General features: G+C 57.6%; 12 protein-coding genes. 8 read left to right on the top strand and 4 right to left on the bottom strand.

Translation table 11 applies throughout. From position 1 onward, the window contains the following. Position 1 precedes the first annotated feature (1 nt). Together IEW65_RS02240 and IEW65_RS02245 are read right to left on the bottom strand one after the other, a co-directional pair. Positions 2-1,285: a NupC/NupG family nucleoside CNT transporter gene (locus IEW65_RS02240; protein WP_188637885.1), complete on the bottom strand. Its 1,284-nt coding sequence runs from the start codon at positions 1,283-1,285 to the stop codon at positions 2-4. A 34-nt stretch (positions 1,286-1,319) separates the two neighbouring features. Further along, positions 1,320-2,165, bottom strand: a complete 846-nt coding sequence (locus tag IEW65_RS02245) for an outer membrane protein OmpK (RefSeq protein ID WP_188637886.1) — start codon at positions 2,163-2,165, stop codon at positions 1,320-1,322. A gap of 280 nt (positions 2,166-2,445) precedes the next feature. Here IEW65_RS02245 and IEW65_RS02250 point away from each other — a divergent pair, with 280 nt between their 5' ends. The 6 genes from IEW65_RS02250 to cyoE all read left to right on the top strand — a co-directional run bounded on the left by IEW65_RS02250 (position 2,446) and on the right by cyoE (position 8,413). Further along, on the top strand, positions 2,446-3,213 hold the full coding sequence (locus tag IEW65_RS02250; RefSeq protein ID WP_188637887.1) for a DeoR/GlpR family DNA-binding transcription regulator: 768 nt from the start codon (positions 2,446-2,448) through the stop codon (positions 3,211-3,213). 291 nt (positions 3,214-3,504) lie between these two features. Next, entirely contained in the window at positions 3,505-4,560 is a 1,056-nt protein-coding gene (gene cyoA / locus IEW65_RS02255) for a ubiquinol oxidase subunit II (protein WP_188637888.1), read from the top strand. Positions 4,561-4,562: 2 nt separating this feature from the next. Further along, on the top strand, positions 4,563-6,590 hold the full coding sequence (cyoB, locus tag IEW65_RS02260; RefSeq protein ID WP_188637889.1) for a cytochrome o ubiquinol oxidase subunit I: 2,028 nt from the start codon (positions 4,563-4,565) through the stop codon (positions 6,588-6,590). Further along, a complete protein-coding gene (gene cyoC, locus IEW65_RS02265) occupies positions 6,590-7,201 on the top strand; it encodes a cytochrome o ubiquinol oxidase subunit III (RefSeq protein WP_188637890.1) in 612 nt (203 codons plus the stop codon). Before cyoB ends, cyoC begins: the two co-directional genes overlap by 1 nt. A 1-nt stretch (position 7,202) precedes the next feature. Next, the gene (cyoD, locus tag IEW65_RS02270) at positions 7,203-7,532 is read left to right on the top strand and encodes a cytochrome o ubiquinol oxidase subunit IV (protein WP_188637891.1); all 330 of its coding nucleotides are present in this window, start codon (positions 7,203-7,205) and stop codon (positions 7,530-7,532) included. Further along, positions 7,490-8,413: a heme o synthase gene (gene cyoE, locus IEW65_RS02275; RefSeq protein WP_188637892.1), complete on the top strand. Its 924-nt coding sequence runs from the start codon at positions 7,490-7,492 to the stop codon at positions 8,411-8,413. The genes cyoD and cyoE overlap by 43 nt, the downstream gene beginning before the upstream one ends. 98 nt (positions 8,414-8,511) lie before the next feature. Here the strand turns inward: cyoE and pta are convergent, their stop codons facing one another. Beyond that, positions 8,512-10,695, bottom strand: a complete 2,184-nt coding sequence (gene pta / locus IEW65_RS02280) for a phosphate acetyltransferase (RefSeq protein ID WP_188637893.1) — start codon at positions 10,693-10,695, stop codon at positions 8,512-8,514. Then, positions 10,692-11,876, bottom strand: a complete 1,185-nt coding sequence (locus tag IEW65_RS02285) for an acetate/propionate family kinase (protein WP_188637894.1) — start codon at positions 11,874-11,876, stop codon at positions 10,692-10,694. Before IEW65_RS02285 ends, pta begins: the two co-directional genes overlap by 4 nt. Positions 11,877-12,028: 152 nt before the next feature. Here IEW65_RS02285 and IEW65_RS02290 point away from each other — a divergent pair, with 152 nt between their 5' ends. Together IEW65_RS02290 and IEW65_RS02295 are read left to right on the top strand one after the other, a co-directional pair. Beyond that, on the top strand, positions 12,029-12,949 hold the full coding sequence (locus IEW65_RS02290; protein WP_188637895.1) for an EamA family transporter: 921 nt from the start codon (positions 12,029-12,031) through the stop codon (positions 12,947-12,949). Positions 12,950-13,080: 131 nt separating this feature from the next. After that, complete coding sequence (locus tag IEW65_RS02295; protein WP_188637896.1) at positions 13,081-13,590, top strand: porin family protein; 510 nt, start codon at positions 13,081-13,083, stop codon at positions 13,588-13,590. Positions 13,591-13,650 lie beyond the last annotated feature (60 nt).

Below are 13,650 nucleotides of genomic sequence, written 5' to 3' on the forward strand. Positions count from 1 at the left end.
GTTAAGCGGTCATGCTGCTCAATGCTAAGAAGAAGCCTGCAATGGAGGCAGACATCAAGTTAGAGAGCGTGCCGGCCAGTACCGCTTTCACACCAAATCGGGCGATCTCTTTGCGGCGTGTAGGTGCAATGCTCCCCAAGCCGCCAAGCAAAATGGCGATAGACGACAGGTTGGCAAAGCCACACAGCGCAAAAGAGAGGATCGCCATGGTATGCGGGGTCATCAGTTGACCCGTTGCCGCCACCACCTGTTCCCCATCGATATAGGGGGCCAGGTTGATATAGGCCACGAATTCGTTGACCACCAGCTTTTGGCCGATGAACGAGCCTGCCAAGGTGGCTTCTGCCCAGGGCACGCCCAACAGGAACGCCAGGGGGGCAAACAGCCAGCCCAAAATCAGCTCAAGGCTTAGCGCATCAAAGCCAAACCAGCCGCCAACACCGCCTAAAATACCGTTAACCAGCGCAATCAGGGCGATGAAAGCGAGCAGCATGGCACCGACGTTAGCCGCTAGCTTCATGCCCGATGTGGCACCGGCAGCGGCGGCATCCAACACGTTGGCGGGCTTGTCATCCTGATCTTTAAGCTCTTCGTCGACCTTGGAGACGCTGTCGCTCTCGGTAGCGTCTTGCGTTTCCGGCATGATCAGTTTGGCAAATAAGAGACCGCCCGGAGCGGCCATAAAGGACGCTGCCACCAAGTACTCCATGGGAATGCCCAACGCGGCATAGCCCGCCAGCACCGAACCTGCCACCGATGCCAAGCCACCACACATGACCGCAAACAGCTGGGAAGGGGTCATGCGTGCAATAAATGGGCGTACGACAAGCGGAGCCTCGGTTTGGCCCACGAAGATATTGGCGGTCGCAGAGAGCGATTCGGTGCGCGACGTGCCCAGCGCTTTTTGCAGGGCACCGCCCAAGATACGAATAATCCACTGCATGATGCCGATGTAGTAGAGCACGGCAATCAGCGACGAGAAGAAAATAATGACCGGCAGTACCTTGATGGCAAACACAAAACCGACGTTATCTACATCGGCTAAGCCGCCAAACAGGAAGCCGATACCATCGTTCGCGTACACCAGCACTTGGCTAACACCGGATGAAATAGCCTGTAACACTGCCTGACCAAACGGCACATAGAGCACAAACGCACCGATACCCGCCTGGATTGCGAAGGCACCCAGCACGGTGCGTAGCCGTATTGACTTGCGGTCGTAAGAGAAGATCAGAGCGATGGCCACCAGGGTGACCATACCAACTAAGCTCATGATGAGGGTCATGGGAGTACCTTCGGATCGTGAGGAGAGTGAGCGATTACAGTAAGTTTAACTTAACTGAGTAGATCATCGCGTTTTGGTAAGCGTCCGGGGTACCCAGTTTATTCTCTGAGTAGCGGTACTGCACACCTGTCGTGATTAAGTCAGACGGGTGCCACCATAGGCTCAGTGCGCCGTTGGTACCTACGCTGCCAGCGGTGCCGTTCACATAGTTCTGTGAAAGATAGTCGCTGTCACGGCCAAAGGTTTGCTCGTGCCAGTTGGTCACGCTGAAGTTCTGATTGACGGCAGTGAAATCGTAGCCTGCTACCCAGCCCGCCATATAGCCATTCATACCCGTGTAGCCATCGCTCTGTACACGCGCGGCACCAATAAACGGTTTGAACCACAGGCCGTTATCGAAGGTTGTGCGGTAGCCAAGGCCAAGAATCTGATCCTGTTCGCGACCATTGAAGCCGTAGTCACGGAAATCATATACATGGGCGTAGAGCGACAGCGGGCTGTCGCCCAGATAAATGTGCGACGTCACTTTACCGGCAGTGCGGAAGTTGTCTTTACCGCCACTGGCTTGGTCGAACTGGTCGTTGGTGGGGTTCTCGAAATCGAAGAAGCCGTAAAATTCGCCCCAGCTAAAGCCGACGCCGCCTTCGATTTCAACAAACGTAAAGTCGCTTTTCGCCGCATTGCTGGCGGTGCGCGCTTCAGTACCGTTAGACCAATCCAGATAGTTGACTGAGACGTTGGCAAACGACCACAGGCGGTCAAGAGTTTGCGGCTGTGCATCGTCGGCAAATGCCGGCGTTGCCAAAGCAGCACTTGCCAGTAAAACGCCAGCGCCAAGCGTGACGAACGATGAAGAACGAGAATGAGTTAGAGCAGTCATGGAAGCCTCAACAGGGTTGTATCTCGGTGCCAGGGCGGCTGGCGTACCGACGTTATGGGTCGTGTGGGCTGGCGTTGATGTTAAAATTATAACATTGAGTGTTATTTTTTTAACGTTGATTTGCAAGTATTGTCACATCAACGCTGTTTAAATGTGATATGTGCATCATGCGCGGATGAGAGAGCGCATTGCAGTGGAAATAAGCAAGGGTCTGGCTCAGCATAGAGCGCCTGGCTTGGCTGACGCCGATAACAAAATGAATCATAAGGAGATGCCGGACATGAACGATCGTAGCGCACAGCGCTTGGCAATGGTGCAAGAGGCGCTGGCCAGCGGGGGAACGTTACATCTTCGTGATGCTGCCGAGCTGTGCGGAGTCTCCGAAATGACCATTCGGCGGGACCTTTCAACGCAACCTTCGCCTATTAGCCTGCTGGGCGGACGGCTAGTGATGGCCAGCTACCCCGGCGTGACGCCGGTATACGACCTAACGGAACAGCAGTCGAGCCACTATCAGGTCAAGCAGCGTCTTTGCCAGCGTGCGGCCAGCTTTATTGAAGAGGGCGATACGCTGTTTATCGACTGCGGTTCGACACTGATTCCGCTGCTCAGCCAGCTAAGCCGCTTTCGCGAATTAACCGTAGTGACCTATGCGCTGAACGTTGCCAATGCGGTGGCGGTGCTGCCTAACGTGCGCTTGGTGCTGCTGGGGGGGCTGTTCTATGCCTCCTCCCAGTCGTTTGGCAGTGACGGCATGGGCGCAGCCATCGAGCGCTTGGGCATCAACAAAGCGCTGATTTCTGCCGCTGGGGTGGATTGCGAGCGGGGCGTGAGCTGCTTTCATTTTCATGAAGTGGGGCCGAAGCAGGCGGCGATTGCCACCGCGATGCAGCGGCTGTTGATTGTCGATGCCAGCAAGTTTGGCGTGGTGCGCCCGGCCTATTTTGCCTCGCTAGAGGACTTCGATATCGTCGTCACCGACGATGAGCGTGCCCCCGGCTTGTTAGAACGCCATCCACTGCCCACGCTGAGCGTCTCGCTCGCCTAATCAAAGACCACCGTGCCCCATGCCCAAACGGGTGCGCAGGGTGCGGCATAACGTCTCTTTCTGATTGACCGAGATCAATAGAAAATACTTTAGTCTTAGTTGATGCGCGCAAGGCGCACGGCGAAGGCTCGCCACTAACCCCATGCGGTGGCGCATATTTTTCCCGGAGCAACGTAGTCGCGCTCACTGTTCTGGGAAAAGTATGGGGTGATAGTTAGCTTGCTACTTAGCTGGCTAGTTAGCCAGCCAAGCAGCGGGCTGTTTTAGACAACTCTCTAACGAGATCACACCATGCAACTACCTACCCACTGGCGCAGGCGAGGCACTTTTGTGCTCGTCGTGCTGTGCCTGTTGTTAACGGGCTGCAGTTCTGCATTGTTGGATCCCAAAGGGCAGATAGGCGTTGAGCAGCGCTCGCTGATTCTGACCTCCTTTGGGCTGATGCTGATTGTAGTCATTCCGGTGATTGTGATGACGCTACTGTTTGGCTGGCGCTATCGGCGTAGTAATAGCGTTGCCAAGTACCTGCCGGACTGGGCGCACTCCAATGCCATTGAAGCTGCCGTCTGGACCGTTCCCTGCTTAATCATTGCCGTTCTGGCCTTCCTCACCTTTAAAACCTCCCACAGCCTGGATCCCCACAAGCCGATTGAAAGCAGCGTGGAGCCCATGGAGATCCAAGCCGTTGCGCTGGATTGGAAATGGCTGTTCATCTACCCCGAACAGGGCATTGCCAGCGTCAATGAACTGGCGTTGCCGGTGGATACTCCGGTGCGCTTCAGGGTCAGCTCTGGCTCGGTAATGAACGCGTTCTTTATTCCTCATTTAGGCAGCCAAATTTATGCCATGGCAGGGATGGATAACGATGTTCATCTGATTGCCGATGAAGAGGGCGTCTACCCCGGCCGTTCCACCAACTACAGCGGCGCAGGCTTCTCCGGTATGACGTTTGATGCCCACGTGACCTCACCGGCGGAATTCGATGCCTGGGTGGAAAACGTGCGCGCAGCCGATGACACCCTGACTTTCCCTGACGGTTACGAAGCCCTAGCGCAGCCGACGGAGTATCACCCGGTGGAGTACTTCTCGGCGGTAACGCCCGAGCTGTATGAGTCGATTGTCAGCAGTTTCCACGGTGGTGAAGGCAGCGGTCATGGTGGTCACGGCGGCCATTCGAGCCACGGCGACGCCATTAGCGATGCCCACGATAGCCACGGTGAATCCAGTGAGCTTGAGAGCGCCAACGCTTCTCAGCAGCAGGCCGCTATCGGCCATGTTACCAATCAGCATGCAGGTGATGACCACGCCATAAGCGGCCATCCCACAAGCATTGAAGCGGGGGGTTAAACATGTTTGGAAAACTCACGTTAGACGCAATTCCGTATCACGAACCGATCATTATGATCGTGGCTGCCGTTATGGCGATCGGGGGTGCCGCGCTACTTGGCGCATTGACGTACTACCGTAAGTGGGGCTGGCTGTGGAACGAGTGGTTTACCTCCGTTGACCACAAAAAGCTCGGCATTATGTACTTTGTGGTGGCCTTGGTAATGCTGCTTCGCGGCTTTGCCGATGCGATTATGATGCGTACCCAATTGGCCATGGCGGCCGGTGGGGCCGCAGGTTATCTCCCTCCTGAACACTACGATCAGATTTTTACCGCCCACGGCGTGATCATGATCTTTTTCGTTGCGATGCCCATGGTCATCGGCCTGATGAACTTGGTGGTGCCCCTGCAAATTGGTGCCCGCGACGTTGCCTTCCCGTTTTTGAATAACCTGAGTTTCTGGCTGTTCGCCGTCTCGGCTATTTTGGTCAATATTTCCCTCGTGGTAGGAGAGTTCGCTAAAACCGGCTGGCTCGCTTACGCGCCGTTATCGGGGATAGAGTTTAGCCCCGGGGTGGGGGTCGATTACTGGATATGGGCACTGCAAATATCCGGGATAGGTACCACGCTCACCGGCATCAACTTCTTTGTCACGATCCTGAAAATGCGCACCAAAGGCATGACCCTGTTCCGCATGCCGATTTTTACCTGGACGTCGCTGTGCGCCAACATCTTGATTATTGCCTCTTTCCCGATTTTGACCGCGACCATCGCGCTGCTAACGCTTGACCGCTACTTCGGTATGCACTTCTTCACCAATGACTTTGGCGGCAACATGATGATGTACGTCAACCTCATTTGGGCCTGGGGTCACCCGGAAGTGTACATTCTGATTCTGCCGGCCTTTGGCGTGTTCTCTGAAGTCATCGCTACCTTCGCCCGCAAGCGCCTGTTTGGTTATAAAACCATGGTGTGGGCCACGGTGGCCATCACGCTGCTGTCGTTTATCGTGTGGCTGCACCACTTCTTCACCATGGGTGCTGGGGCCAATGTGAACGCCTTCTTCGGCATCATGACGATGATCATTGCCATCCCCACCGGGGTGAAAGTGTTCAACTGGCTGTTCACTATCTTCCGCGGCAGCCTAGAGCTGACCTCGCCGGTGCTGTGGACCCTGGGCTTTATCATTACCTTTACCCTAGGCGGTATGACCGGCGTGATGCTGGCGCTACCGGCGGCCAACTTTGTGCTGCACAACAGCCTGTTCGTGATTGCCCACTTCCACAACGTGATCATTGGCGGCGTGGTATTCGGCATGATGGCGGGCCTGACCTACTGGTTCCCCAAAGCATTCGGCTTCACGCTGAGCGAGAAGTGGGGCAAGCGCTCTTTCTGGTGCTGGTTTATCGGCTTCTACGTCGCGTTCATGCCGCTCTACGTGCTGAGCTTCTTCGGTGCCGTGCGCCGCATGCAGTCCTACGCGAATCCTGAGTGGCAACCCTGGATGATTCTGGCTTGGGTAGGTGCCGTGATCATCATGATGGGGATTGCCTGCACCATTATTCAGTTCTGGGTCAGTATCCGTGACCGCAAGCTGAATGCCGACCTGACCGGCGACCCCTGGGATGGCCGTACGCTGGAGTGGTCGACTTCTTCGCCTGCGCCGTTCTACAACTTTGCGCGCCTGCCGGAAGTCGGCGACATCGACAGCTTCTGGTCGCAAAAGCAGCGGAGCAACGAGCAGTTGGATGACGCGCCCTACACCGATATCCATATGCCCCGTAATACGGTGGCGGGTCCGGTGATTAGCTTCTTCGCGCTGATCCTGGGCTTTGCGCTGGTGTGGCATATCTGGTGGTTGGCCGCCGTGGGTGCATTGGGCGTTGTCGTCAGTTTTATCGCCCGTGTATTCAACGAAGATATCGACTACTACGTGCCCGCCGCCGAAGTGGCGCGCATCGAGCGCGAACACGAAAAGCGCAAAACCTCTGCGCCGAGCAGCGCAGCGTCTGATCGTGAACAGACCAACTATGTGGAGGCACGAGCGTAATGGCCACCGATACCTTACACCACGGCGCAACGCCTGAGCCCCATGAGCACCACGACACCACGGGCACCAAGCTCTTTGGTTTCTGGGTGTATTTGATGAGTGACTTGGTGATTTTTGGGTCACTGTTTGCCACCTACGCCGTGCTGATGAAAGGCACGGCCGCCGGGCCCACGGCGGCGGATATTTTTGAGTTGCCCTTTGTACTGGTAGAAACCTTCCTGCTGCTGTTCAGTAGTTTCACCTTTGGCATGGGCGTGCTGGCGATGAACGCTGAGCGCCTAGGCCAGGTAAAAGCGTGGCTGGGAATCACCTTTTTGCTGGGTGCGGCCTTTGTGGGCATGGAAGTGTACGAGTTTCAGCATCTGATTCATCAGGGCTACGGCCCTGACCAGAGCGCGTTTCTCTCGTCGTTCTTTACCCTGGTGGGTACTCACGGCCTGCACGTTACCGTGGGTTTAGTGTGGATTCTGGTCATGCTGGTGCAGCTTTCGACCAAAGGTCTGACGCCCATGACACGCCCACGTATTCTGTGTCTCAGCCTGTTCTGGCACTTCCTGGATATCGTGTGGATCTGCGTGTTCTCGTTCGTTTACCTGATGGGAGTACTGTGACATGAGCCATTCGTCATCACCTTTAACGTCTTCTCACGGCAGCGTTAAATCGTATGTTACTGGTCTTCTGCTATCTTTAGTGCTGACCGTGATTCCGTTTGCGGTTGTCATGGGCGGTGCGTTAAGCACCGCCACAACGGTGGTGGTCATCGCTGTAACAGCCGTGCTGCAGATTTTGGTTCAGCTGGTCATGTTTATGCATATGAATACCAAAGCCGACGAGGGCTGGAATGTTATGTCCTTCGTTTTCACACTGACGATACTCGTCCTGGTGGTAGGGGGCTCGTTATGGATCATGCAGCATCTGCATCTCAACATGATGATCGGCTGAACGTGGCACCAAGCCGCTGGCGCGATCTGCTGGCGCTTACTAAGCCGGGGATTATTGGTGGCAACCTGATTGCGACCCTAGGCGGCTATTTTTTAGCCGCCCACGGTACTTTCGATTGGGTCACCTTTGCCTCGGTGATGATGGGCATTGCCCTAGTCATTGCTTCGGGCTGTGCCTGTAACAATGTGATTGACCGGGATATTGATGCACTGATGGCGCGTACGCGCCATCGCCCGCTGGCCAAGGGGCGTATCTCGATTACCCAGGCGCTAGGTATTTCAGCGCTGTTGGGGGTAGCGGGCGTGGTGTGCCTGGCGTTGGGTACCAACGGCTTAACGGTCGCGCTAGCGGTCATTGGCTGGGGCGTTTATGTGGGGGTGTATAGCCTCTATATGAAGCGCCACTCCGAGTACGGCACGCTGGTGGGCAGCCTCTCCGGCGCGATGCCGCCGGTAGTGGGCTACTGCGCGGTGACCGGGCAGTTTGATAGCGGTGCATTTATGCTACTGGTGATTTTCTGCCTGTGGCAGATGCCGCACTCCTACGCTATCGCGATTTTCCGCTATGCGGATTACCGCCGGGCATCCATCCCCGTGCTGCCGGTGGTGCACGGCATTAAACGGGCCAAGCACCATATTCTGGGCTACATCGTGGCGTTTATTCCTGCGTCACTGGCGCTGGTGCTGGCCAGCCAAGCAGGCGCAGGCTACCTGTGCGTGGCACTCACCATGGGCGGCTACTGGCTCTATCTGGCGCTATGCGGCTACCGGTTAGATGACGACGTGCGCTGGGCGAAGAAGGTGTTCGGCGTCTCGATTCTAACTATTACCGCGATGAGCTTAGTGATGGTGTTGGAGGCGATGGTGCCCATGTGGGTGTGATGCATCCCAACGATCAAACCTGACGCAAAACCTAAAACGCCCCGAACAGTTGACTGTTTGGGGCGTTGCTTTTAGCGCGTATAGAACGCGGCGAGTTCCTATGCTTCCCGCTGGCTGGCCTGAATGGCGGTGAGGGCGATGGTGTAGACGATGTCGTCCACCAGCGCGCCGCGGGAGAGGTCGTTCACCGGCTTGTTCAGACCCTGCAGCATTGGGCCAACGCTCACTACGCGGGCGCTACGCTGCACTGCTTTGTAGGTGGTGTTGCCGGTGTTGAGGTCGGGGAACACGAACACGGTGGCCTTGCCCGCCACGGGGGAGTCGGGGGCTTTTTGCTTGCCTACGCTCTCGATGGCGGCGGCGTCGTACTGCAGTGGGCCGTCGATGGCCAGGTGCGGTGCGCGCTCTTTAGCGATGCGGGTGGCTTCGCGCACTTTATCCACATCCGCGCCGGTGCCGGAGTCGCCGGTGGAGTAGCTGATCATCGCCACGCGCGGCTCGATGCCGAACGCCTCGGCAGAGCGGGCGCTCTGTAGGGCGATCTCTGCCAGGGTTTCGGCGTCCGGGTCTGGGTTCACCGCGCAGTCGCCATACACCACCACCTGTTCCGGCAGCAGCATAAAGAAGATCGACGACACTTGGTTGTACTCAGGGGCCGTTTTGATCAGCTGAAACGCCGGGCGAACGGTGTTGGCGGTGGTGTGCACCGCGCCGGACACCAGGCCATCCACTTCATCAAGCTGCAGCATCATGGTGCCCAGCACCACGTTATCCTGAAGCTGCGCTTCGGCGGTCAGCTCGTTGAGCTTGCCGCGGCGGCGCTCGACCATCGGGCCAATGTAGCTGGCGCGGGTGCTTTCCGGGTCGATGATGGTCAGCGCATCGGGCAGTGTGAGGCCACGGTGATGGGCAACGCTCTCGATATCTTCCCGCTTGCCTAGCAATACGCAGTCAGCAATGCCGCGACGCTGGCAGATAATCGCCGCTTCGATGGTGCGCGGCTCGTCGCCTTCCGGCAGCACGATGCGTTTTTTGGCCTGCTGAGCGAGCTTAACCAGCTGGTGGCGAAACGCTGAGGGCGAAAGGCGGCGAGTGTAGCCACGGCTGAGCTTGGCTTTCAGCCACTCTAAATCCATGTGGGCAGCCACGTAGCGTGCCACCTGCTCGGCGCGCTCGAAGTCGTCCATGGGGATTTCGCTGCTGAGCTGGCTCAGGTTTTGCGCCGTGGTCAGGCTGTCGGTTTCTACCGCCAGTACCGGCAAGCCGGTTTTCAGCGCCGGGCGGCACATCTCAATCATGCTCTCATTAGGCAAGAAGCCATTGGTTAGCAGTACGCCCGCCAGCTGGGTGCCGTTCATGGTCGCCAGAGCGGAGGCCAGCACCACGTCGTCACGGTCGCCAGAGGCGACCACTAGGCTTCCAGGGGTGAAGATATGCAGCGCGTTGGCCGCACTTCGGGCGCACAGGCTGGTAGAGAGCACGCGGCGGCTGGCGGCTTCGCCTTCGTTCAGCATTTTGGCATTCAGCGCCCGGGCCACGTCTAACGTGCGCGGGGCGCTCAGGGTTTTGCTGTAGGGCACCACGCCAATCAGGTGGAAGCTGTCGGTGGCTAGCGCCGGTGAGTAGCGGCGCAGCTCGTTAAGCACTGGCTCTTCTAGCTGCGGCTTAATGGTGCCCGGTGCGGCAGAAAGATCATCCTCCTGCCCGTAGGGCAGATTCTTCATGCGCATCAGAATGCCGCCCAAGGTGCGGCTAGAGCTAACGCCGCCAAAACTGCGGGCGTGCATATCCAACTCTTCAGCCAAACGCTGGGGCTCGTTGAGATCCCCGGTGCCCACCAAAATGATGCGGGCGTTCAGCGCATCCGCCAGCTGCGCATTGGTTTGGGTGGCGTAGGTGGTGTGCTGGGTAGGTACCACGCCTTCGACGACGATCAGGTCTAGCGTGCTGCCGTCACGGTATGCCTGTTGGGATACCTGCTCGTACAGCTCGACCACGTTTTCCATCAGCTCGTCGGTTTGGTCATCGCGCAGCAGGCGCTCTAAACGCGCCTGGGAAATGGGCGAGGGCGGGCGTTGGTTTAGCGTGCGTGAGACCAGCGCCGTGGAGCGGTCAAGGCCGGGGCCGTTTAGCTCGTTCTGCATAAACGGCTTTAAAAAGCCGGCTTTCAGGCCGATGGTGTCGAGCGCTTGGATCAAACCCAGGCAAGCGGACGTTAGGCCAGCACCGACGCTGGTGGGTACCAATAGAATGGCTTGGGGTTGCTCGGGGGAGCTGTTCATTCAGGGGTCTCCACGCAGTGGCGGGTTTCCATGGCAATGCGGCCCTCTTCATCGGTGGGGATCACCCACACTTCCGGGCCGCTATGGCCAGCGCTATCCAGTTTGCCCTCTTTGCCGCGAATGGTGGCTTCGTTGGCCGCTTCATCTAAGCTGAAACCAAAGTGGGGCAACAGCGCCAGCACTTCACGGCGCACGATGGGCGAGTTTTCGCCAATGCCGCCAGTGAAGATCACGCCGTCTAGCGTGGGCAGTGCACAGGAGAGGGCGGCCAGCGATTTGGCGATGCGGTAGCAGAATACGTCAAGCGCGAGCTTGGCACCCGGGTGCCCGGCCATCGCTTGGTCTTCTACTTCGCGCATGTCGTTGGTCAGGCCGGAAAGCCCCAGCAGGCCGCTCTGCTTGTTGAGCACGTTGTCGATCTCATCCACCGACCAGCCTAGCTGGCGGTGCAGGTGAGCATGCAGGCCGGGGTCCACATCGCCGCTGCGGGTGCCCATCACCAAGCCTTCCAGCGGAGTAAGGCCCATGCTGGTATCCAGGCTCTGGTTGTTCCACACCGCCGCGGTAGAGCAGCCGTTGCCCAGGTGAGCGGTCAGCCAGCCGCCTGCACCACGGCTGCTTAGCTCGCCAGCGCGCTGGCTAACAAAGGCGTGGCTGGTACCGTGGAAACCGTAGCGGCGAATGCCGTGCTCGGTGTAAAGCGCTTCTGGCAATGCGTAGCGGTAGGCGCGGGGCGGCAGCGTTTGGTGAAAGGCGGTATCGAACACGGCTACTTGGGGCAGTTCTGGAAACACCTTGCGGGTAGCGGCAATGCCCGCCAAGTTAGCGGGGTTATGCAGCGGTGCTAAAGCCGCCGTGGTTTCGATGGCCTCGATCACGCTGTCATCAACGAGTGCAGCCTGGGTGAAGTGCTCGCCGCCATGAACAATCCGGTGGCCCACGGCACCCGGCACGCGGCCTTCCAAGCGCTGCAAAATCGCGTTCAGGGCTTCGGCATGGTCAGCATTCGGCAGCGGCTGGGTAAAGCTTTCACCGGCGCTGTTTTTACCTTTCAAACGGGCGTCGCTGCTGCCTAAGCGTTCCGCTAGTCCGGCTAAACGCGGTGCCTGAGGGTCAGAATCAATCAAAGCGTATTTAATAGAAGAAGAGCCACAGTTAATAACCAGCACCGGTGCGTTCATAACAACCTTTGTAAAGTAGTTAGGAGGTAAGGGGATAGACTTTAGTTTAACATGCTGCGACGCGGAAAATCAGCGAAGAATTTAGTTAGCCTTCTATGTAAAATGTCGGCATCCTGTTCCTTATATAACCCATCGTGAGCCGTTTTGTTCCTATGTCCTCAATTTCTAGCCCCAACCTACTACCCCGTCATCTTGCCATTCTGCTGATGATGACGGTGGCGACGATGTTCGCTGCGAACCACGTCTCAGCCCGGTTGGCGTTTGATAACGGCACGGGGCTGCTCTTGGCGGTGTTGATGCGCTCAGGCGTGGCTTGCTTGATTCTGCTTTCGCTGGTGATTCTTCAGAAAAAGCGCCTTTGGTTACCTGCCGGGGCGTGGCGCTGGCAGCTTGCAGTGGGGCTGTTGATTACGCTTCAAAGTGTCAGCCTTTACTCCGCCGTGGCGCGTTTGCCGGTGGTAATTGCGCTACTGCTAGTGAACACTTTTCCCATTCAACTGGCGCTGATCAGTTGGGCGCTGGGCGGGCCTCGTCCATCGCTGCGCAGCTGCCTGATTATGGGCACTATTCTGATTGGCCTGTTGGTGGTGTTGGATATCCCCAGCTGGGTGGCCAACGCCGATGCCATGGGGCCTGAGTGGCTGGCAGGCATTGGTTTTGGGCTATTTGCCGCGTTCGCGTTTGCCTGCGCGCTGTGGGTAACCGAACACCGCTTGGCCGGGGTGGGCAGCACGCTGCGCAGCCTGCTCACCATGCAAACTGTGTTTATCGCCATGATCATTGGTGGGCTGTTGGGCGCGGTGCCGGGTGGCATGAGCTTGCCAGAGAACAGCACGGGCTGGATTGGGCTAACGCTGCTGGCGCTGCTGTACGGCAGCGGGTTCTCGATTCTATTTATTTTCGTGCCTCGGCTGGATATGGCCCGCAACGCCCCGGTAATGAATTTCGAGCCGGTGGCGTCGCTGCTAATTGCTTATCTCGTACTGGGCCAAATGCTTAGCCCCAGCCAGCTTGTGGGCGGCGCTGTGGTGGTGGGCGGTATTGTCGTGCTTAGCCTCTCTAAAGGGCGGTAGAAAAGGCAAGAAAGTGGGCAGGAAAAAAGGAAATTGTATGCAAGCGTGAACGCACGAATTGCGTTTCACATCCGCTTGGGCCAAACTTCAAAAGCGTAAGGAAACACTGTTTTTTAACTGAGGTGACCCCCATGAAGATGACCGTCTTATCACTGACCTCCGCAGCACTTCTGGTGGGTGCAGGGTCGTTCGCGGCATCCGCCCAAGCTCAGCAATCCTTCCAATACCCACAAGGATACGTGGGTGGCGATGCCATGTTTTGGAGCCTGAACCCCGACCGTGGCTCTTCCCGTGACGATGTTGGCCTGCGCCTGCGCGGCGGCGCGCAGTTTAACGACTACTTCGCGGTAGAAGGCCATTTAGGTACAGGCGGCTCTGATCGCGGTGCCGACCTAGACCACCTGGCGGGTGCGTACGCCAAGGGCATCATCCCGATTGCTCCAGATGTGCGCCTCTATGGCCTAGCCGGTTTTACCGAAGTTGAGATCAGCAATGACCGTGAAAGCGGCTTCTCCTACGGTGCCGGTGCAGAAGTGGATATCGCTCCCAACGTCTCTGTAGGTGCCGACTACATGCGCTACCTGGATAAAACCGCCTACGATTTCGATGCGGCCAGCGTAGGCCTACGCTACCGCTTCTAATGGGCTAGCGCGCCAAGCGCCTATTCATCCATCAAGGGAATACGACCCCGCTGACTGAGC

The organism is Vreelandella lutescens (assembly GCF_014640815.1).
Classification (GTDB): domain Bacteria; phylum Pseudomonadota; class Gammaproteobacteria; order Pseudomonadales; family Halomonadaceae; genus Vreelandella; species Vreelandella lutescens.

Coding starts and splice junctions, on each gene's coding strand:
- IEW65_RS02245 (WP_188637886.1), bottom strand. CDS start 2,165: ATGACTGCTCTAACTCATTCTCGTTCTTCATCGTTCGTCACGCTTGGC.
- cyoD (WP_188637891.1), top strand. CDS start 7,203: ATGAGCCATTCGTCATCACCTTTAACGTCTTCTCACGGCAGCGTTAAA.
- cyoC (WP_188637890.1), top strand. CDS start 6,590: ATGGCCACCGATACCTTACACCACGGCGCAACGCCTGAGCCCCATGAG.
- pta (WP_188637893.1), bottom strand. CDS start 10,695: ATGAACAGCTCCCCCGAGCAACCCCAAGCCATTCTATTGGTACCCACC.
- cyoE (WP_188637892.1), top strand. CDS start 7,490: ATGGATCATGCAGCATCTGCATCTCAACATGATGATCGGCTGAACGTG.
- IEW65_RS02250 (WP_188637887.1), top strand. CDS start 2,446: ATGAACGATCGTAGCGCACAGCGCTTGGCAATGGTGCAAGAGGCGCTG.
- cyoB (WP_188637889.1), top strand. CDS start 4,563: ATGTTTGGAAAACTCACGTTAGACGCAATTCCGTATCACGAACCGATC.
- IEW65_RS02295 (WP_188637896.1), top strand. CDS start 13,081: ATGAAGATGACCGTCTTATCACTGACCTCCGCAGCACTTCTGGTGGGT.
- IEW65_RS02290 (WP_188637895.1), top strand. CDS start 12,029: ATGTCCTCAATTTCTAGCCCCAACCTACTACCCCGTCATCTTGCCATT.
- IEW65_RS02285 (WP_188637894.1), bottom strand. CDS start 11,876: ATGAACGCACCGGTGCTGGTTATTAACTGTGGCTCTTCTTCTATTAAA.
- IEW65_RS02240 (WP_188637885.1), bottom strand. CDS start 1,285: ATGACCCTCATCATGAGCTTAGTTGGTATGGTCACCCTGGTGGCCATC.
- cyoA (WP_188637888.1), top strand. CDS start 3,505: ATGCAACTACCTACCCACTGGCGCAGGCGAGGCACTTTTGTGCTCGTC.